This is a genomic window from Streptacidiphilus sp. PAMC 29251, assembly GCF_054208735.2.
The window spans coordinates 7,395,740-7,413,116 of record NZ_CM135725.2 but is presented as its reverse complement, the minus strand read 5'-3'; the positions used below and the strand labels follow the sequence as shown (position 1 = coordinate 7,413,116).

The 17,377-nt window shown below is 70.4% G+C and carries 18 protein-coding genes and 4 pseudogenes; 10 read left to right on the top strand and 12 right to left on the bottom strand.

What is annotated here, in order from left to right:
- Positions 1-3: 3 nt before the first annotated feature.
- Positions 4-1,012: pseudogene (gene rfbB / locus ACXKR8_RS35175) on the bottom strand (dTDP-glucose 4,6-dehydratase).
- A 136-nt stretch (positions 1,013-1,148) separates the two neighbouring features.
- Positions 1,149-1,685: an ATP-binding protein gene (locus ACXKR8_RS35170; protein ID WP_458268598.1), complete on the bottom strand. Its 537-nt coding sequence runs from the start codon at positions 1,683-1,685 to the stop codon at positions 1,149-1,151.
- A 282-nt stretch (positions 1,686-1,967) separates the two neighbouring features.
- Here ACXKR8_RS35170 and ACXKR8_RS35165 point away from each other — a divergent pair.
- From ACXKR8_RS35165 to ACXKR8_RS35155, 3 genes and pseudogenes are all read left to right on the top strand, one after another.
- A pseudogene (locus ACXKR8_RS35165) lies at positions 1,968-2,219 on the top strand (helix-turn-helix domain-containing protein); the annotation flags it as partial.
- A gap of 105 nt (positions 2,220-2,324) precedes the next feature.
- Positions 2,325-3,311 carry a heavy metal transporter CzcB gene (locus tag ACXKR8_RS35160; RefSeq protein WP_462100761.1) on the top strand — a complete coding sequence of 329 codons (987 nt, stop codon included), beginning with the start codon at positions 2,325-2,327 and terminating at the stop codon, positions 3,309-3,311.
- A 31-nt stretch (positions 3,312-3,342) separates the two neighbouring features.
- Positions 3,343-3,867, top strand: a complete 525-nt coding sequence (locus ACXKR8_RS35155; protein WP_458268596.1) for a flavoprotein — start codon at positions 3,343-3,345, stop codon at positions 3,865-3,867.
- Between the two features lie 118 nt (positions 3,868-3,985).
- Here the strand turns inward: ACXKR8_RS35155 and ACXKR8_RS35150 are convergent, their stop codons facing one another.
- Positions 3,986-4,684 carry a recombinase zinc ribbon domain-containing protein gene (locus tag ACXKR8_RS35150; protein WP_458268595.1) on the bottom strand — a complete coding sequence of 233 codons (699 nt, stop codon included), beginning with the start codon at positions 4,682-4,684 and terminating at the stop codon, positions 3,986-3,988.
- Positions 4,685-5,045: 361 nt separating this feature from the next.
- Here ACXKR8_RS35150 and ACXKR8_RS35145 point away from each other — a divergent pair, with 361 nt between their 5' ends.
- Positions 5,046-5,876, top strand: coding sequence for an IS5 family transposase (locus ACXKR8_RS35145; protein WP_458268594.1), 831 nt, complete (start codon positions 5,046-5,048; stop codon positions 5,874-5,876).
- Here the strand turns inward: ACXKR8_RS35145 and ACXKR8_RS35140 are convergent.
- Both ACXKR8_RS35140 and ACXKR8_RS35135 read right to left on the bottom strand, forming a co-directional pair.
- Positions 5,794-6,381, bottom strand: a complete 588-nt coding sequence (locus ACXKR8_RS35140; protein ID WP_458268593.1) for a hypothetical protein — start codon at positions 6,379-6,381, stop codon at positions 5,794-5,796. The two genes, ACXKR8_RS35145 and ACXKR8_RS35140, sit on opposite strands and share 83 nt — an antisense overlap.
- Before the next feature lie 107 nt (positions 6,382-6,488).
- Entirely contained in the window at positions 6,489-7,334 is an 846-nt protein-coding gene (locus ACXKR8_RS35135; RefSeq protein ID WP_458268592.1) for a recombinase family protein, read from the bottom strand.
- A gap of 170 nt (positions 7,335-7,504) precedes the next feature.
- Between ACXKR8_RS35135 and ACXKR8_RS35130 the strand changes: the two are divergent.
- A pseudogene (locus ACXKR8_RS35130) lies at positions 7,505-7,774 on the top strand (transposase domain-containing protein); the annotation flags it as partial.
- 80 nt (positions 7,775-7,854) lie between these two features.
- A complete protein-coding gene (locus tag ACXKR8_RS35125; RefSeq protein WP_462099961.1) occupies positions 7,855-8,670 on the top strand; it encodes an IS4 family transposase in 816 nt (271 codons plus the stop codon).
- Between the two features lie 276 nt (positions 8,671-8,946).
- On the opposite strand, the pseudogene ACXKR8_RS35120 reads toward ACXKR8_RS35125, so the two are convergent.
- Positions 8,947-9,033, bottom strand: a pseudogene (locus ACXKR8_RS35120) (hypothetical protein); the annotation flags it as partial.
- A gap of 993 nt (positions 9,034-10,026) precedes the next feature.
- On the opposite strand from ACXKR8_RS35120, the gene ACXKR8_RS35115 reads away from it, so the two are divergent.
- Positions 10,027-10,383, top strand: coding sequence for a hypothetical protein (locus ACXKR8_RS35115; RefSeq protein ID WP_458268591.1), 357 nt, complete (start codon positions 10,027-10,029; stop codon positions 10,381-10,383).
- 91 nt (positions 10,384-10,474) lie between these two features.
- Entirely contained in the window at positions 10,475-11,170 is a 696-nt protein-coding gene (locus ACXKR8_RS35110; protein ID WP_458268590.1) for a hypothetical protein, read from the top strand.
- A gap of 16 nt (positions 11,171-11,186) precedes the next feature.
- Here the strand turns inward: ACXKR8_RS35110 and ACXKR8_RS35105 are convergent, their stop codons facing one another.
- Both ACXKR8_RS35105 and ACXKR8_RS35100 read right to left on the bottom strand, forming a co-directional pair.
- Positions 11,187-12,110 (bottom strand): GlxA family transcriptional regulator, encoded by a 924-nt coding sequence (locus tag ACXKR8_RS35105; RefSeq protein ID WP_458268589.1) that lies wholly within the window; start codon positions 12,108-12,110, stop codon positions 11,187-11,189.
- Between the two features lie 10 nt (positions 12,111-12,120).
- Positions 12,121-12,681: an isochorismatase family protein gene (locus ACXKR8_RS35100; RefSeq protein ID WP_458268588.1), complete on the bottom strand. Its 561-nt coding sequence runs from the start codon at positions 12,679-12,681 to the stop codon at positions 12,121-12,123.
- A gap of 152 nt (positions 12,682-12,833) precedes the next feature.
- Here ACXKR8_RS35100 and dapD point away from each other — a divergent pair, with 152 nt between their 5' ends.
- Positions 12,834-13,826 carry a 2,3,4,5-tetrahydropyridine-2,6-dicarboxylate N-succinyltransferase gene (gene dapD / locus ACXKR8_RS35095; protein ID WP_458268587.1) on the top strand — a complete coding sequence of 331 codons (993 nt, stop codon included), beginning with the start codon at positions 12,834-12,836 and terminating at the stop codon, positions 13,824-13,826.
- Positions 13,827-13,963: 137 nt separating this feature from the next.
- Positions 13,964-14,149 (top strand): hypothetical protein, encoded by a 186-nt coding sequence (locus tag ACXKR8_RS35090; RefSeq protein ID WP_458268586.1) that lies wholly within the window; start codon positions 13,964-13,966, stop codon positions 14,147-14,149.
- Between the two features lie 8 nt (positions 14,150-14,157).
- On the opposite strand, the gene ACXKR8_RS35085 is transcribed toward ACXKR8_RS35090, so the two are convergent.
- The 4 genes from ACXKR8_RS35085 to ACXKR8_RS35070 form a co-directional block, all read right to left on the bottom strand.
- A complete protein-coding gene (locus tag ACXKR8_RS35085) occupies positions 14,158-14,715 on the bottom strand; it encodes a DUF6099 family protein (protein WP_458268585.1) in 558 nt (185 codons plus the stop codon).
- Between the two features lie 192 nt (positions 14,716-14,907).
- Positions 14,908-15,288, bottom strand: coding sequence for a nucleotide pyrophosphohydrolase (locus ACXKR8_RS35080; protein WP_458268584.1), 381 nt, complete (start codon positions 15,286-15,288; stop codon positions 14,908-14,910).
- A complete protein-coding gene (locus ACXKR8_RS35075) occupies positions 15,285-16,433 on the bottom strand; it encodes an AAA family ATPase (RefSeq protein ID WP_458268583.1) in 1,149 nt (382 codons plus the stop codon). Before ACXKR8_RS35075 ends, ACXKR8_RS35080 begins: the two co-directional genes overlap by 4 nt.
- A 67-nt stretch (positions 16,434-16,500) precedes the next feature.
- Entirely contained in the window at positions 16,501-17,376 is an 876-nt protein-coding gene (locus tag ACXKR8_RS35070; RefSeq protein WP_458268582.1) for a putative RNA methyltransferase, read from the bottom strand.
- Position 17,377: the final 1 nt, after the last annotated feature.

Sequence of the window (17,377 nt, the reverse complement as noted above, 5' to 3'; positions counted from 1 at the left end):
GGATCACCCTTCCAGGACCGCAGGTGCGGCCAGTTCGAACTGGGCGGCGGGATTGCGCAGCATCGGTGCCCAGCGGTCGGGGTTCGTTCGGTACCAGTCCACGGTCTGGGCTAAGCCCGCCGCGAAGTCGTGGCCGGGCTGGTAGCCCAGCAGTTGGACGGCTTTGGAGCAGTCCATCGCGTAGCGCAGGTCGTTGGCGGGCCGGTCGGGAACGTAGGTGACCGCCTCCCAGGTGGCACCGCAGGCGTCCAGGATCATGCCCGTGAGCTCGCGGCCGGTCAGGTCGGTTCCGGCTCCGAGGTTGTAGACCTCGCCGGGCGTGCCGTAGCGCAGGACCAACTCGATTCCGGCGCAGTGGTCGGCGACGTGCAACCAGTTTGCGGATGTGCTGGCCCTGGCCATGCAGTGTGACCGGTTCACCCTTCAGAAGCCGGGTCACGAACAGCGGGATGATCTTCTCGGGGTGCTGGTGGGGCCCGTAGTTGTTGCTGGAGCGGGTCACGCACACCGGCACGCCGCTGGTCTGCCAGTACGAGAGGGCGATTAGGTCGGAGGCGGCCTTGGAAGCGGCGTAGGGGACCGACGGGCGCAGCGGGGCGTCCTCGGCGGCCGAGCCGGTCAGCAGCGGGCCGTAGACCTCGTCGGTGGAGACGTGGACGAAGCGGTCGATGCCGTGGCGCTGGGCTGCGTCCAGCAGGGTCTGGGTGCCCATGACATTGGTGGCCAGGAAGGTGCCGGCGGCGTAGAAGCTGCGGTCGACGTGGGACTCGGCGGCGAAGTGCACCACTGCGTCGTGCTGCTGAACCATTCGGTCGACCAGCGGTCGGTCGAGGATGTTGCCCTCGACGAAGGTCAGCTTGGGAGAGAGGAATGCCTCGCCCAGGTTGTGGATGTGCCCGGCGTAGGTGAGGGCATCCAGGACGGTGACCTGGCCGATGTCGTCGGCGGGCAGGAGGCGCTTGACGAAGTGCGAGCCGATGAACCCGGCTCCGCCGGTGACGAGTACGTCCATGGTGGTGGACCAATCTGCGAGGGCCGGAGATCGTCCGGCGGGCCGTGTTGCAGCGGCGGTGGCATGAGCAGGGCTCTGCGGTGTGGCGTCTGGCAGGTCCGCCCTGGTCCGGTCAGGGGGTGCGGGACGGACGTGTTCAGGAGGCGGCCAGGCCCACTCGTAGCTGCGGTAGCGGTAGTACGTGCTCGACGCGGATCCTGGGGAGCGCTGGATGGGCGGGTGGCCGGCCCCTTACCGGAGCAGGCGCTGGGGGCTCGGGGATCGGCAGTACGCCCCACACCAGCTTGCCTCCACCCACGGTGGCGTCCGCTCCCCAGTTATGGCCGGTCAACTGGTCCACCAGGAACAAGCCCCGTCCGGACTCCTCCAGTGCACCGGCCTGCCGTACAGCCGGGAAGGCACCCGCAGCGGGCGCTGTTCCGTCGATGACTTGCAGGAATACCTCGTCGTGGAGGGGCGAGAGCACCATTCCCACAGTGAGCTGGGGGCTCGTGTCGTACCGGACCCCGTTCGTGACCAACTCGCTGACCAGCAGCTGGAAGTCGTCCGCCGTCTCGTCCGACACCCCCGGCAACCACTGCCGTAGGACCTGGAGAGTCCGGCGGCGCAGTACCGATACTGCCTCCGGGGCTCGGGCGATGACCCAGGTCATCGCGAGCATCTCTGCGCTCACCCGTGCTCGCCGCCTTCTGGTGCAGGGGTGAGCTTTGTGAAGGCGTCCCAGCCAGCGGGTGGAGCTGCGAATTCGCTGCGCCGGAAGGCCGTGCGGGGTGTGCGCTGTGGAAGCTGTCCACTGCCACAGGTGGCAGGGGGCCTGCTTTCGGTGTTGCTCGGCGCAAGAGGGGAAGGGGGTCGCTGGTTCACTGAGAACTCCTCACGAATGGAGTCTCCGAAGAGAGTCGTGTGCTGGCGGTAAGCCACACAACCGCTGTTCCGTGCACAGCAGACAGCCCTCATGCGAGGCCTGCGCCGGGTATGCAGATCTCGCATACGGGATAGCCAGGGCCTCCTACGCTCGTTGCACGAGACAGAATCGCTCACCGCAGGAGGAGTCGTGTTACGACCGGACGACCGCGGAGAGGTGAGCGCGAGGCAGATAGGCGAGGTCATCCGCCGCGCTCGGCATCTGCGCGGCTGGACGCAGGGAGAACTGGCCGGACGGCTGGGCTACCACCAGTCGAAGGTCTCGCGGATGGAGCGAGCCGGTACTCAGGACGGGCACATCCTACGTGCCGTCGCAGTGGCCCTCGACATCCCCTTACAGGCCCTGGGCCTTGCCCCTGTCGTCAGCTCGGACAGTGAGATCCAAGACATGCACCGTCGCAGTTTCCTAGCCGCCGGCGTCAGCGCCCTCACCCTGCCAGCACCCGGCACGGGACGTGCCGTCGGTGCGGCGGCAGAGCTGGTCCGCGCCCTGATGCCCGGGTGGACCGCCACACAGACCCAGGCCGTCCATTACGCAGGCCCGGAACCCCGAGTCCTGGCGGCCCGCGCCCTGTTCTGCACCGCCCGCTACCGCGAACTCGACGCCACCCTGCCTGCGCTGATCATCGACCTGCGCGCCGCCTCGGCCGACGGCAGGGACGACGCCCGACTCTCCCGCATGCTCGCCACGGCCTACCAGCTCGCCGCCAGCACCCTCCTCAAGCGCAACGACGTAGGCAGCGCCTGGCTGGCGGTCGGCCGCGCAGTCGCCGAGGGCGAACGCAGCGCCGACCCGGTCACCCTCGCCTCCTCCGTGCGCCTGCAAGGCCACGCACTGACCCGCGAAGGACATACCGGGGCCGCCGTCGCCGCCATCCGCCACACTGCCGACCAACTCACCGGCAGCTACGACCACCGCTCCACCGACTACCTGGCCGCGCTCGGACTGCTCCTGCTGCGCGGCGTCACCGCCGCCAGCCGGGGTGGCGACCGCGCCGCCGTCAAGGACTTCCTTAACGAGGCCACCGACGTGGCCCGCTACGTCCAGGTCGACCGCCCCGATTCCTGGGCCAACTTCAGCACCACCAATCTCACCCTGCACGCCGTCAGCGCGCACGTGGCCTTCGGTGACGCCGGAACCGCCCTCCAGCAGGCCGCCCCCCTGATGCGCTGCCGCATCCCCGCCCCGAACGCCGCGCCGCCCTGTGGCTGGACGTGGCCCGCGCCCACTCCCAGCTCGGCAACCTCCCGCAGGCTCATCACGCCCTGCGCCTGGCCCAGCATGCTGCTCCGGAGGACGTGCGCCGCCCCGCAGTGCGTGATCTCGTCGCCGACCTCGCCGCCCGTGACCGCTCCGGTAGGGTGCCCGAACTGAGGCAGCTGTGCCAGGAGTGGGGAGTCCCAGTGTGACCGAGCAGGCCAAGCGGTTCCTGTATGTCGTCGTCTGCGCCTCCGGTGTCGCCGACGACGTCGGTACGCTCATCCAGGCCGCCCAGGAGAGCGGCTGGGAAGTCGGCGTCATCGCCACGCCCAACGCCCTGGCGCTGTTCGACGCCCCGGCTGTCGAGGCCCAGACCGGTTACCCGATCCGCTCCGCCTGGCGCACCCCCGACCAAGCCCGCCCACTCCCGCCCGCCGACGCCATCGCCGTCGCGCCGGCCACGCTCAACACGATCACCAAATGGGCCAGCGGGCACGCCGACACCTTGGCCCTGGGGATCCTCACCGAGGCCTACGGGCTCGGCATCCCCACCGTCGTCCTGCCCTACATCAACTCCGCCCAGGCCGCCCACCCCGCCTACGCCCGCAGCCGTGAACAACTCATCGCCATGGGCGTCCAGTTCGGGAGTTACCAGCCCCACCCGCCCAAGGCAGGCGGAGGACGCGACCGCTACGACTGGGCCGAAGCCCTCGACCTCCTCCAGTGCTGATACGCCAGGCAGCAGGACAACGTCCCGCCCTGCTGCTCCTGAGGCTGATAGGATAAAGAAGGGCGGCCCGATACAGGGCTCCCGTGGCAGGCGGGTCGCTGCCGCCGCACGCGTCGCCCTACTTCAGTTCCACGACAAGGCGCTTGTAGGTAGCCACCGGGAGGTTCCAGCCGCTCATCTGCCAGTCCTCGGAGGCCGCCCTCTCGTACGCGACACCCGCCGCCTCGCAGATGGCCCTCAAGTCCCCCAGGTGGAGGAGAGCGCTATGCATACCCTCGAAGAACGCACCTCTCCCCCAGACTCTGACTTTGACCTCGTGCATGGAAAGGAATTCGCGGCGCTGCGCGAGGGTCATCGCAGCCCACTTCCCCATCCATGAACGGCCTGTCTGCTTGTACTCCACTGACGCAGTTCGGACGGGAGTCGCCGCGAGCGCGTCGATCTTCGTGGTGAGGCCGTCGTGCATGCGCCAGTACGACTCTTGCCTGGTTTCGCCGTCATAGCGCCCATCATTGAAATCCTTCTCCAGGCGCAGGAGTCGTTCCCTTGCTTGAGCAAGTTCCGCCGAAACGTCCTCTCCAGGCGTGACCACCCGGATCACCTCTGGCAGCAGGCCGATCGCCGACATCAGAAAGTCATAGAAGACCGCTTCGAGATTTTCGGTGTCGATATGGACGGGCAGTTTGCACAGCTGTCCTTTGTGGCGGGCCGTACATGAGTAGCGCCGGTAGACCCGCTCCTCGCCGCTCTTCAAAGTCTTCTTGATCTGGTGCCGGAAGACGCGACTTCCGCACTCACCACAGGTGGCGATCCCCACGAGAAGCGCCGTTTCGTCCCGACTGCGAACGACGGGTCTACCGCGGGACTGGAGCACGCTGGCGGTCTCCCGCCAATCAGCAAGACTCAAAGCGTGGTGGTGAACCGGGTGGTGTTCGGTGAGGTCGGGCGGGGGTGTCTCGAACGTTCGTGCTGGCCGCTGGGCGGGCATAGACGAACGGGCCTCTTGGTAGGAGTGCGGTTGTCGAGACCAACCCTCCGGCCCAGGAGGCCCGTTGCTGTACCAGTTGACCACCTGCGCGCAGGTCGGTGCCACTTCGGCCACTCTGTCGTGTGACTGCTACGTTCACCAGTACGGGGCGATCGCGGCGGGGCGGCGTGTCCCGCGCTACCCGTCCGACATGACGGATGGGGAATGGGCCCAGGTCAAGGCGTCGATGCCGGTGCCGGCATGGCTGGAGGGCCGTGGCGGGCGCCCTGAGGCCTACTGCCACCGTGAGATGGTCGACGCTGTGCGCTACCTCGTCGACAACGGCGTGAAGTGGCGGGCGATGCCGGTGGACCTGCCCGGTGCGCGCAAGGTCTACGACTTCTTCCGGCGCTGGTCGCGCCACGGGTACGTGCGCGAGCTCTACCAGCGGCTACGGCGTCTGCAGCGTAGGCGGGAGGGGCGGGCCGGCGAGCCGAGCGCGGGCATCATGGACGCGCAGTCGGTGGACGGGTCGGAGACCTGCCCCGCTGCCACCCGCGGAGTGGACGGCAACAAACTGCGCGACGGCCGCAAGCGCCACATCCTGACCGATACGGGCGGCCTGCTGCTGGAGGTCACCGTCACCGCGGCGAACGTGCACGACTCGGTGGCCGCACCGGAACTGATCGAGGCGTTCATGGCCGAGCCCGGACGCCTGCTGCAGCTGGTCTGGGCGGACACCGCCTACCAGGGCCCGGCCCTGGCCCGGGCGTTCGCCGCGCACGGGGTGCGGGTCGAGGTGGTTCGGCGTCCGGACGGGACCAAGGGGTTCGTCGTGCTGGCGCGCAGGTGGGTGGTCGAGCGCACGTTGGGGTGGCTCTCACGGGCCAGGCGGCTGAACCGCGACCACGAGCGCCGGCCCGACCACCACACGCAGATGGTGTGGTGGGCCGGCCTGATCACCCTGACGCGGAAGCTGGCGAAAGAGCGTCTGCACTGGCCCGAGTTCCGCCCCGGGCGCCTGGACCCGCGGCCGGCCTGAACAGGCCCCGTTCACGCAGCAGCCAACCCCGGGCCTCCAGCGCATAGGCGCGGTGGCGCACCTTCTCCACCTCGTTTAACCGCGCCGCGTCCCGCCCCAGCGCCCGCGTCAGCTCCTGCACCGTCACCGGCCCCGATGCGGCCAGCGCCGTTTCGAAGACCTGCCGGTATGCACCGCTCAACGCATCAGGCCCCAGCCCCGTCTGCCACACCGGCGGCCGGGCGTCGTAGCCTTCCCGCAGCACCGTAGGCGTCGCAGCGGCCCCGGCCAGCCGCACCTCCGCCGCGGCCGACACTGGTGGTGACGTCCCGTCACCCTCCCGAGCCGGGACTGCCCCCTCGGCGAACATGAGCGCCACCTCCTCGCGGGCGATCCACGCATACTCCAGCCGCTGCCGGGCCGCCTCCGCCTGCACCTCGGCCTCCCGCAGCATCTCCAGCCAGGACTCCAACTCCTCCCGCGCCCGCGCCTCTCGGACCTCCAGCAACGCGATCACCGACGGCACCCGCACCTCCACGACCAGACCAACACTCCCCACGCTGGCTGCCCGCGACCGGCCACCCCAACTCCACGACCACTCGAAAGCGGCTGGTCATCGAGCTGCAGACCGGTTCACCACCACGCTTTCAGGATCGGCTCATCAGTGATCATGACGGGCTGGCCGGACTCGTCCTCAAATATCTTTCCCTGGTAGGCCAGGAATCCGGCACACGAAGGATGCTTGAAGATGCGCTGGATGACGGCCGGAGTCCAAGCCGTCCCTTTGGCCTCGCGCCCTGCGAGGATCCTGAGGCGATCTCTCCAGGCGAGCGTCCCTGCTGCGTTGAGTTCTCGCGCGAGGACTTGCGTCGATATCCCGCCCCTGATGCGCTCCGACATACCGCGCATCAGTTCTGCGTACTGGGGTTCCTGCACCAGGGTCTTGTACTCGGTCGTTCCGTCAGTACGAGCAGCGCCGACGTAGCCGAAGGGAGGAACGCCACCACCCCATCGCCCCTTCCTTCGCAGGAAGTCACGGGAGTCGGTAATGCGCTGCTTGATCTTCTCCAACTCCTTGGCGGCCATGCCCGCCTTGATGTTGGCGATCATCCGGCCGTCCACGGTCGAAAGATCCAGGGACGGATCATCGAGGATGATGATCTGCTTGCCCCAGCGAAGCATGTCGCCGACGAATGCGGCGAAGTGAAGATCGTCTCGGGAGAGCCGGTCCTGGGTCGTGACGAGCAGGACGTCCCACTGCGATCGACCTTCCTCGGTGAGCCACTTCCCGAGAGACGGGCGATCCTTCAGGTCGACGGCGCCCGAGACTGTGCGGTCCTCGACCACATCCACGACGACCAGCGACCGCTCGTCCGCGCCTCGGTGCAGCTTCTCAAGCTGCCGCTCGATCGATGTCGACTCGTCGGTGTCGTGGCTGATCCGCGCTGCGAGGAGCGCCCGGGTGCCGCTGCTGTTCATGCAGGGACCCTAACATCGGGGTTTCAACTAAGCGATAGATGCGAGGCCGTGGGAGGTGGGGAACGACTGGGCCTTGCCCAACGTCGCTTGGGAAGCTCATGATCGGCTAAGGTCTGGATCTTGTGCCACGTGATCACATAGCTGGTGAGAGCTACCCGGAGCGGCTGCGGATGGGGCTGCTGTCGCGCACCTTTACGCCCGAGTTGGTCGACTTCGTCGTCGATGAGGCCGGGGCGCGGGAGGAGCGGACCAAGTCCCTGCCCTCGTCGCTGATGGTCAACTTCGTTCTGACGATGTGGCTGTTCACCGGCTACGGCTACGGGCTGGTGCTGCGCGAGCTGGTGGAGAACTGGCCGCGCCGTGCGGGCGAGACCTGGCGGCCGGCGACCACGGGAGCCCTGACCGAGGCGCGGGCGCGGGTGGGGCCCGGTCCGCTGCGGCTGCTGTTCGACCGGGTCGCCGGCGCCAGGGGGACGCCCGCCACACCGGGGCGTTCTGGCGCGGACTGCGCCTGGCCTCCATGGACGGAACCCTGGTCGACGTCCCCGACAGCGAGAAGAACACCGCCGCGTACACGCGCTCCTCGAACGCCGCCGGCCCGGGGCCGTATCCGCAGGTACGACTGCTGGCCCTGGTGGAGTGCGGCACCAAGGCGATGATCGGGGCCGTCTTCGACTCCTTCGCGGTCGGCGAGCGGACCCTGGCGCTGCGGCTGCTGCCCCTGCTGGGGCCAGAGATGCTGCTGCTGGCAGACCGGGGCTTCCCCGCCTACGGCCTGTGCACCGACACCGCGGCCACCGGGGCCCAACTCCTGTGGCGCGTCTCGCAGTCGTTCGCCCTGCCGCTGGTCCAGGTGCTGCCCGACGGCACCTACCTGAGCGAACTGCGCGGGCGACGCAAGGGCGAGCGGATGCCGGTGCGGGTCATCGAGTACACCGTGACCACGACCACCTGGGGCCCCGACGGGACCACGGAGGAGACCTCGGAGCTGTTTTGCCTGATCACAACCCTGCTCGACCCCGTCACCGCGCCCGCACAGGAGCTGGCCGAGCTCTACACGTCCCGCTGGACCAGCGAGACGATCTTCAAGCACATCAAGATCGAACAGCGCGGCGGGCGCACCGCCACCCTGCGCTCGAACAGCCCCGCCATGGTCGAGCAGGAACTGTGGGCGATGCTCTGCGTCTACCAGGCAGTCCACGAGCTGGCCCTCGACTCCGCCGAGCAGGCCCACGTTCCCGCCGCGGAGATCAGCTTCAAGAACACCCTCGCCGCCGTCCGACGCACCGTCGGGACGGCTTTTCCCCCCTCGCCAGCTGGCCGCCAAGGCCCGTGACGTCCGCGCCGACCTCATCCGCCAGGCCGTCACACCCCGACCCGGACGCGCCGCACCCCGTGCCGCCAAGCGCAGCGGCACCGGATACCGCACCCTGAAACCCGACGAGCCCGCCACCACCCGCGTCACACACACCGTCAAGCTGCAGCTCTTCCCCCAGGCACACCGACCCGGCAACCCGGCAACCGTCGTCACCCTCTGCACCCACAACAACCTTGACGAACAATCACGAACACTCGAACACTTCACCGCCGCGGCCTAGCCAAGCGACGTTGGGGCCTTGCCCGGGTGCTTGTACAGCAGGAAGCCCAGGTCGGTGGCGGGTCGCTCGGGGGAGCCGGAGACGCTGATGGTGAGGAACACACGGTCGAGTATCGCCGGACGGGACAGAACTCCCCACCGGGTTTCCGTCGGCAGCCGAGCCGCCAGGAGGTCCGAGCCGTGCCCCGCATGGGCAGCGAATTATCCATTCCTTCTGAATGCGTACGTATTGATACAGAAGGACCACTGCCGCGACCACTGCGGATGCCGAGTCGTGAATCGTCGTCACAAAAGGCCATAATCATGCTAGAAATCCTCTCGAAAACTACCAACTACGGCTGCTGGCTTGACTGTTGATCTCACACATAAAAGCCACGAAGGATTTATAGGAGACCCCGCCGTCACTACTCTCTACTCGAATCAAGCTGCTTCCCATCGTGATTGTCTGAATCGATGGGTTCGTCTGGCGGAGGGATTTCCGTGGACCAGGGATCAGTGGAGGGCACCACCTCGCAGCCCTTGAGCACCTCTGAGCGAAACCCGGCGACTGGCGTGTCACGACGTCGCGTGCTCGGCGTCGCGAGCGTCGGGGTGGCCGGCGCGCTGCTGCCGTCGCGAGTTCGATCGCGGCGGCGATCGTCGCCTGGTGCGCGTCGGGACGGCCGCCGCCGCTGATCACACCGGCGGCGAACAGCTGCGGCAAAGGTCTCAAGGTGCTGCTGGCCGGACCGCCGTCGAACGCGCCGTCGGCCACCGTGGCCCTGCCGCGCGCCACCACCGCCGCCCTCGGGACACTGCTCGACACCACCGGCATCGACCAGGCACCGCTCGGCGCGGTGGCGCTGCGGGTCGGCGGACACACCCGCCTGATACCCCAGGCAGACATGATCAGCTGCGACGGCAGGCAGCTGATCGACACGCTGCGCGCCGCCGCGCGAGACGCCGGCGCGGACGTCACCGACGGCACCGCGACGCTCCTACCGACCGACGGGGCCCTCAGCATGCCGACGCGGGCACTGGTCGACGGCGTCGGCGTGACAAGCCGCCACGTCATCGTGGCGACCGGCGCCGGTGCGGGAGCCGACGGCCGACGGCATGTCTGGCGCTGCGCGACTGCGCGACGTGGGACACGCCTGCGGCGCCGCCTTCCTGCAGGCCGAGAACGTCCTGGCGCTGACGGGCGAGGCGACGCGACTCGGCATGTCCTGGAAGACGCTGGTGGCGGGCGGGCTGGCCACAGTGGCCGATGACACCGGGGGGAAGGAAGCACTGACCGAGGCGACAGCGGCCTGTCGCAGGGAGCACGACCGGGCCCTGCGGGCGCTGCGCGACGTGCCGAACCCGGCGGCCGTCAGACTCGCGTCCGGCGTCATGGCGGCGATCGCCGCGCCCGCGACCTCGCCGGGGGCGCCCGCCTCACCTGAGACGTCCAACGAATTCCATGCCGTATGACCCGTTCAAGCAGGCGACGCCATGAGCTAACGTCGTACACGAGGTACGGGCGGAGCAGGCGTCGGTTGTGTCTGCCGAGAGTGGAGGCATCATGCCCCAGCACGCCGTCCTGTCCCGGGCCGTGGCCGCCTGCGCCGTCGTGTCCGCCGTGACCGCGATCGCGGGATGCTCCCGCCTCGGAACCGTCACCCACCCCATCGTGAAGGCCAGCCCGGTCAGGATCTCGGTGCCCTCCCCGGGCAGCAGCCTATCGGCGATGATCGTGGAAGGGGAGGACACCGTGCTCCGAGCAGACCTGCTCACGCTCTCGGACCTGCCGCCCGGCTGGAAGCACGCCACCGGCGGCGCACGCATCGACTCCCACTGCGAGGCCGTGAGCGATCCCGCCTATCGCCGCCTTCCCCTGCAGGCCGAAGCCGCCTTCACCTCAGGTTCGAGCCTGCCGAGTCTGATGGAGACCCTCTCCTACGGCACCACGGCCCAGGTGGACGCCGCTTGGACGGACTACGTGCGGACCATGGCGTCGTGCGGCTACCTCACGGTGCGGCTGGTAGGACGGACACTCCCGCTGCTTCTCACCCAGGTGTCGTTCCCCCGGGCAGGTGACGCGACCGACGCACGGAAGGCCGTCTCCACGGCAGGGCGCGGGGCAACGGTCTACCTCGTCGTGACCCGCAAGGGCAACCTGCTGGAGTCGGTGACGTACGCGGACCAGGGCACGCCGAGCATGAGTGAGATCGAGCGAATCGTCGAAGGAGCGGCCGCGGACACCGACAACATCGGATGACATGGCCGTGGTCCGGTCAGGCCGTCGCGTGCACCCGATGTGCGGCCCGCAGCCGGCGGAGCATCCGGGGATCCTCGAAGCCGACGGTGTGGGCGGCGTGCTCGACGGTGCTGCCGTGCGAGATCAGGTGCTCGGCGCGCTCCAGCCGCAGGGTCTGCTGGTAGCGCAGCGGGGTGAGGCCGGTGGCGCGGGTGAACAGGCGGGTCAGGGTGCGTTCGCTGACGCCGACCGAGACCGCGATCTCGGTGAGCGGGAGCCGGGCGTCGTAGCGGGCGTCGATGACGTCCTGGGCCCGGTGGACCGTGTCGTCCAGGTGCGAGCGGTTCCGCAGCATCGCGCTGTGCTGCTGCTCATGGCCGTTGCGGCGGGCGTAGACGACCATGTCCCTGGCGATCACGGCGGCCGCCGCCGGGCCGTGCCGCTGGGCGACCAGGTACAGCGCGAGGTCGATGCCGCTGGCGATGCCCGCGGAGGTGACCACCCGGTCGTCCAGGGTGAACAGGACGTCCCGGACCACGGTCGCCTGCGGGTAGCGGGCGGCCAGCCGGTCCTGGAATTCGTGGTGGGTGGTGCAGCGGCGGCCGTCCAGCAGTCCGGCCCGGCCCAGCGCGTCCGCGCCGGCGCAGACACTGGCGACGGTGCCGCCGGCGGCATGGTGCTCGCGCAGCCGGTCCAGGGTGTCCGCGCCGAGTTTGGACTCCGGCTCCTGGCCGGGCGCGCGCCAGCCGGGGATCAGCACCAGGTCGTCCGCCCCCAGTTCCGGCCAGCCGGTGCCGGCCTGGAGCGGGACGCCCTGGGCGCTGAGCACGACCGGCTGCTCGGCGACATAGCCGAGGGTGTAGTCGTGGCCGAAGTCGGCGGCGGTGGAGAAGACCTGCGCGGGCCCGGCGAGGTCGAGCAGGTGTACGCCGGGCACCAGCAGGAAGAGGATGCGGGTCATGGTGCCGCCATCATCCCCGGTCGACCGCCTTGGCTTCCAGTTCGGCGACGGTGGCGATGGTCGCGAAACGGTCGGCCAGGGCGAACTCGGTGCGCTGGATGATCTCCTCGGCACTGAGGGTGACGCCGTTGCGGGTGATCGGGTTGGAGGCGCTGGCCTCCGGGACGAAGGTGACCTGGTAGCCGAGGTCGCTGCCGACCCTGATGGTGGTCTCGACGCACTGCTCGGCGCGGATGCCGCAGACCACCAGCTCGCTGACGCCGTGTTGGGTCAGCTGCTGCTGCAGGTTGGTGGTGGTGAAGGCGTTGTGCGAGGTCTTGTGGACCAGCGGCTCCCCCTCCAGCCGCTCCAACTCGTCGAAAAGCCGGACCTGGCCGAGGGCCGGGTCGAACACATCACCGCTGCCGGGCTCCGTGTGCAGCACCCAGACCACCAGATCCCCCGCGTCGCGGGCCAGCGCCAGCAGGCGGTCGACCTGGTCGGCGATCTTCGGGTTGTTGGTCTCGGCCCATTCCGCGGTGCGGGCGCGGAAGGACTCCTGGACATCAATGACAATCAGTGCTCGGGTCATGGATATGACTCTGCCCTGGTCAGGACCATTGAGCCAGGTCGGATCGGGTCCTGCGGCGGAACGATCCGGTCAGCCCGGCGGAGCCGTGGGTCGCGATGTCCGCACACCGGTACGGTTCGGCAGCCCGGGGGGCCAGTCGGTACCGTACGGGGGTGACGAACGAAACCGCACCCTCCTCCCTCCGCGGCGCTGTCGCCGCAGGTCTGGCCACCATCGCCGCCGACGGCACCGTGCTGGACACCTGGTTCCCCGCGCCGGAACTGACCGCCGAGCCCGGCCCGGCCGGAACCGTACGGCTGTCCGCCGACGAGGCCGTCGCCGCGCTGGGCGCCGGCGCCGCCGCTGCCCTGCGCACCGACCCGCGACGCGGGGTGGAGGTCGTCGCGGTGCGCACGACCATCGCCTCGCTGGACGCGAAGCCGCTGGACACGCACGACGTCTACCTGCGACTGCACCTGCTGAGCCACCGCCTGGTCCGGCCGCACGGGCAGAACCTGGAGGGCGTCTTCGGGCTGCTCGCCAATGTCGCCTGGACCAGCATCGGCCCGGTGCCGGTCGACGGCGTCGAGGCGGCCCGGCTGGCCGTCCGCGCCGAGGGCGGCCAGCTGGCCGTCTACGGCATCGACAAGTTCCCCCGGATGACCGACTTCGTCGCCCCCAGCGGGGTGCGGATCGCGCACGCCGACCGGGTGCGCCTCGGCGCGCACCTCGCGGCGGGCACCACGGTCATGCACGAGGGCTTCGTCAACTTCAACGCCGGCACGCTGGGCACCTCGATGGTGGAGGGCCGGATCTCGGCCGGCGTCGTGGTGGGCGACCACAGCGACATCGGCGGCGGCTCGTCGATCATGGGCACCCTGTCCGGCGGCGGCAAGCAGACCGTGTCGGTCGGCGAGCGCTGCCTGCTGGGCGCGAACGCCGGGATCGGCATCTCGCTGGGCAACGACTGCGTGGTGGAGGCCGGTCTCTATGTGACCGCGGGGACCAGGGTCACCCTGCCGGACGGGAAGGTGGCCAAGGCCGTCGAGCTGTCCGGCCAGGACAACCTGCTGTTCCGCCGCAACTCGCAGAGCGGCGCGGTCGAGGTCATCGCCCGCAGCGGCTCCTGGGGCGGCCTCAACGCCGAGCTGCACACGCACAACTGACGTGGTGGCGGCGGGCGGGGCCGTCCCTCGTGGGTGTGACGGACAGTGACCGGTCCGGGGTGCGGCTCGTTGGCCTGCTCGGGACCGGCACGACCCGCCGGACCCGTCCGCCGCATTCCAGAAGGGGCGCGTCCACCATGTCCGAGGCATCCGTCGTACCGGAGGGGGCGGGCGTCCTCTCGCCCGAGCCCGCCGCCGCCCCCGCCCCCGCCCCGCAGAACCTGCTCGCACAGATGGAGCAGCTGCTCGCCGAGCTGAACGCCGACCTGGTACGGCTCGACGCCGATCTCCAGGCGCCACCACCGCACGTTGAATATCCATAGCAGCCTCGTCATGATTCGGGCTCGTCGGCATCAGCAGCGGCGTCAGGGGCGGCGTCGGCGGTCTGCCACTCGGCACCCGGTGGTTGCAGCTCCCGGTAGGCCGGGTCGACCGCTCTGAGCAGCTGGGTGGCCAGATCCTGGCACTCCGCCGCCGCGTCCACCGAGTCGATGCAGCGCCAGTACAGCTCCTGCTCGTTGGCGCCGCAGGCGAGGATGATCAGCGCCTCGGCCGTCTCCTGGACCAGCGTCCGCAGCTCGCGGGCGGTCCCGGGCAGGTCAGCGAGCAGGGTCAGCCGCTCCGCCCGGCTGGGCCCTGCCCCGTCGTCGGGGGGCCGGCCCACGCAGGCGGCGGCGTGGCCGGCCGCCTCGGCCACCGCCCTGGCGATCTCCACCGCACCGCAGCCGCCGCCGTCCAGCGCGACCTGTTCGGTCAGTTCCAACGCCATCACCAGAGCCACCGCCTCGACCAGCGCACACGCCTGCCAGGCCTCGGCCAGCACCTGCGCCACGCTGCGTGCCTCGGTCAGGCCGTGCCTGGTCGACCGGATCAGCCTCAGAGCGTCCATCCCGGTACTCCCCCCACTCGTCCACCCGACGGGCCGACTGCCCGTCAGGGGACCAGCGTGGAGGAGCAGAAGGCCTGGTCGGCGCCATCGTCCGCTGCCTGTGGACAACCGAGGGGGTGTGGAAAATTCGCTCACCCGGAAGGGTGAGGCAGACCCTGCTCAGGCCCCGCTCAAGCCCCGTCCGGGCCCCGCTCAGACCCCGTCCAGCGGCGGGGTCGCGCCGGCCGGGAAGCGGAGCTCATTGCGTTCGATCTTGGCCGCCAGCGCCGCCAGCGGGTCCACCCCCAGCACCGAGCAGAACTGCAGCAGATAGGCCAGCACGTCGGCCACCTCGTCCTCCACCCGGTGCGCCCGGGTCGGCTCCTCCATCACCGCCGCCGCCTGCTCCGGCGTCAGCCACTGGAAGATCTCCAGCAGTTCGGACGCCTCCACGCTCAGCGCCGCCACCAGGTTCTTGGGCGTGTGGTACTGCCCCCAGTCCCGGGCGGCCGCGAACGCGCGCAGCCGCTGCTGCAGCCCCGGCACGTCGAGGGTCCGCGGGTCACCGGTCCCACCAGTCAGATCAGTGCTCATCCGCCCATTCTGCCGTGCTCCAGAGTGCTGGTATCCAGGGTGCTGGTACCGGTGTCAGGATCGCGGCGGCAGCCGACCACCCGCACCCCGTCCGGGACGGACCCGGGACCGAGACCGGCCAGCGGCCCCATGGTCGCCAGCACCCGCACATGCCCCCTCGCCGCCACCTCCACCGCGAGCCCGAGCAGCCTCGGATCCAGGTCCTCGGCCAGCACGGTGAGCAGCCGCTCCGCGTCCGGCACCGCGGCCGACTCCATCTGCAGCACCCCGGGGCCGGTCAGCAGCACCGTGGCGAAGGCCAGCTGCCGGAGCAGCCCGCCGCTCATCACCGGCGCCCCGGTGCAGCCGTGCTCCGCCTCCCACAGCGCCGCGACCACCTGTTCCGCCCCGTCCTCCCGCCGCCCGCGCAGCACCCCCAGATCCCGGACCGGGTGCGGGCTCGCCGCGCGGACGGTCTGCACCAGGCGGCCGTAGCGGATCCGGCACTCGCCCTGGATCCTGGCCAGCACCGCCGAGAGGTTCTCCCCGGTGCTGCGCAGCCTGGCGTCGTCCCCGGTCGGCACCCAGCCCCGCATCAGGGCCGGCACCGGATCCACCGGGAACACCTCGCGCAGCGCCGTGAGCAGCCCCTCCACGGCCGCGAGCACCCGCTGCTCGCCGGCGGTGGCCCCGGCGATCCGCAGCGGCAGCTGGGACGCCAGCAGGCTGCCGGAGGCCAGCGGCGCCCGGATGTCGCCCTGCCGGCCGTCGCTGTGCCAGGCGGCGTTCAGCCGGCCGCGGGCCCGGTCCTCCTCCGCGGTGGAGAGCAGCACCTGCTGCGGTCCCCCGCCGCGGCTCTCGGTGATCCGTTCGGCGACGATCCGCGGCCCGCCGTCGGTCCTTACCGCCACCTCCAGCCGTACTGCGGCGCCCTGCGGGGTCTCCACGGTGCAGCCGAGCCTGAATCCCTGCCGGCCGTGCGGCACGCAGCCCGGGAGGCCGCCGCGCACCCCCGCCAGCGCCTCGGTCAGCTCGTCCCCGCCGGCCAGCCCGGACAGCACCGCGAGGCCGTCCAGGACGTTGGACTTGCCGGTCCCGGACGCCCCCTCCAGCAGGGTGACCGGCGCCAGCGGCAGCACGGTGCCGACATGCGACTTGAACGCCACCAGTCGCAGCTCGCTGACGGTGGCACGGCGTAAGGGCGGCGATGAGGGCGGTGAGCTCACACCGCTGTCAACGAGTGAAGGCACTCAGAGTGACCGACGCGGTCACCGGCACCGGGTCCGGCAGCGCCGCCAGCCGCTCCGCGAGCTTCTCCCGGTCGGTGTGCCAGGCGCTGGGGCCCATCCCGACCACGGTCCGCACCGCCGCGTGGTCCAGCAGCATCGGGAAGCTGTGCTCGCTGCTCCCGGCGGCGTCCAGGTACGGGCCGAGGGTCGCGGCCAGCCGCTGCTCCTTGCGGTCGTCCACCCCGAGCAGGCCCAGCTCGCCGACCAGTTCGGTCAGGTGACGCGGCGTCGGGGAGACCACCAGCAGGGTTCCGCCCGGTCTGAGCACCCGTCGGATCTCGGGTCCGTTGCGCGGGGCGAAGACGTTCAGCACCAGGCCGGCGGCCGCGTCCCGCAGCGGCAGCGGGCGCCAGGCGTCGCAGACCACCGCACCGGCCCGGGGGTGGGCCCGGGCGGCCCGGCGCAGCGCGAACTTGGAGATGTCCAGGACGATGCCGTGCGCCTGCGGCAGGGCGTCCAGCACGGCGGCGAGGTAGTGCCCGGTGCCCGCGCCGAGGTCGACCACGCAGTCGGCGCCGGACGGGTCAGTCACGGGCAGGTCAGTCACGGGCAGGGCGGTCGCGGTCTGGGCGGCGGCGGCCAGCGCGGCCGCGATCGGCGCGTAGTGGCCCGCGCCGAGGAAGGCGTCACGGGCGGCGACCATGGCGGCGGTGTCGCCGGTGCCGGTGTGGGCGTCGCCGGGCAGCAGGCTGGCGTAGCCCTGCCGGGCGATGTCGAAGCTGTGTCCGGTCGCGCAGCGCAGGGCGCGGCCGTCCTGGACAGTGGTCAGACCGAGGCCGCAGTGCGGGCAGGCGAGGTACTCAACGATGTCCTGCAGCACC

What these genes read in the sequence shown, in the direction of transcription:
- ACXKR8_RS35160 (WP_462100761.1), top strand. Translation starts at nt 2,325, where the DNA reads ATGCACCGTCGCAGTTTCCTAGCCGCCGGCGTCAGCGCCCTCACCCTG.
- ACXKR8_RS35145 (WP_458268594.1), top strand. Translation starts at nt 5,046, where the DNA reads ATGACGGATGGGGAATGGGCCCAGGTCAAGGCGTCGATGCCGGTGCCG.
- ACXKR8_RS35135 (WP_458268592.1), bottom strand. Translation starts at nt 7,334, where the DNA reads ATGAACAGCAGCGGCACCCGGGCGCTCCTCGCAGCGCGGATCAGCCAC.
- ACXKR8_RS35125 (WP_462099961.1), top strand. Translation starts at nt 7,855, where the DNA reads ATGGACGGAACCCTGGTCGACGTCCCCGACAGCGAGAAGAACACCGCC.
- ACXKR8_RS35115 (WP_458268591.1), top strand. Translation starts at nt 10,027, where the DNA reads ATGTCTGGCGCTGCGCGACTGCGCGACGTGGGACACGCCTGCGGCGCC.
- ACXKR8_RS35110 (WP_458268590.1), top strand. Translation starts at nt 10,475, where the DNA reads ATGCCCCAGCACGCCGTCCTGTCCCGGGCCGTGGCCGCCTGCGCCGTC.
- ACXKR8_RS35105 (WP_458268589.1), bottom strand. Translation starts at nt 12,110, where the DNA reads ATGACCCGCATCCTCTTCCTGCTGGTGCCCGGCGTACACCTGCTCGAC.
- ACXKR8_RS35100 (WP_458268588.1), bottom strand. Translation starts at nt 12,681, where the DNA reads ATGACCCGAGCACTGATTGTCATTGATGTCCAGGAGTCCTTCCGCGCC.
- ACXKR8_RS35090 (WP_458268586.1), top strand. Translation starts at nt 13,964, where the DNA reads ATGTCCGAGGCATCCGTCGTACCGGAGGGGGCGGGCGTCCTCTCGCCC.
- ACXKR8_RS35085 (WP_458268585.1), bottom strand. Translation starts at nt 14,715, where the DNA reads ATGGACGCTCTGAGGCTGATCCGGTCGACCAGGCACGGCCTGACCGAG.
- ACXKR8_RS35080 (WP_458268584.1), bottom strand. Translation starts at nt 15,288, where the DNA reads ATGAGCACTGATCTGACTGGTGGGACCGGTGACCCGCGGACCCTCGAC.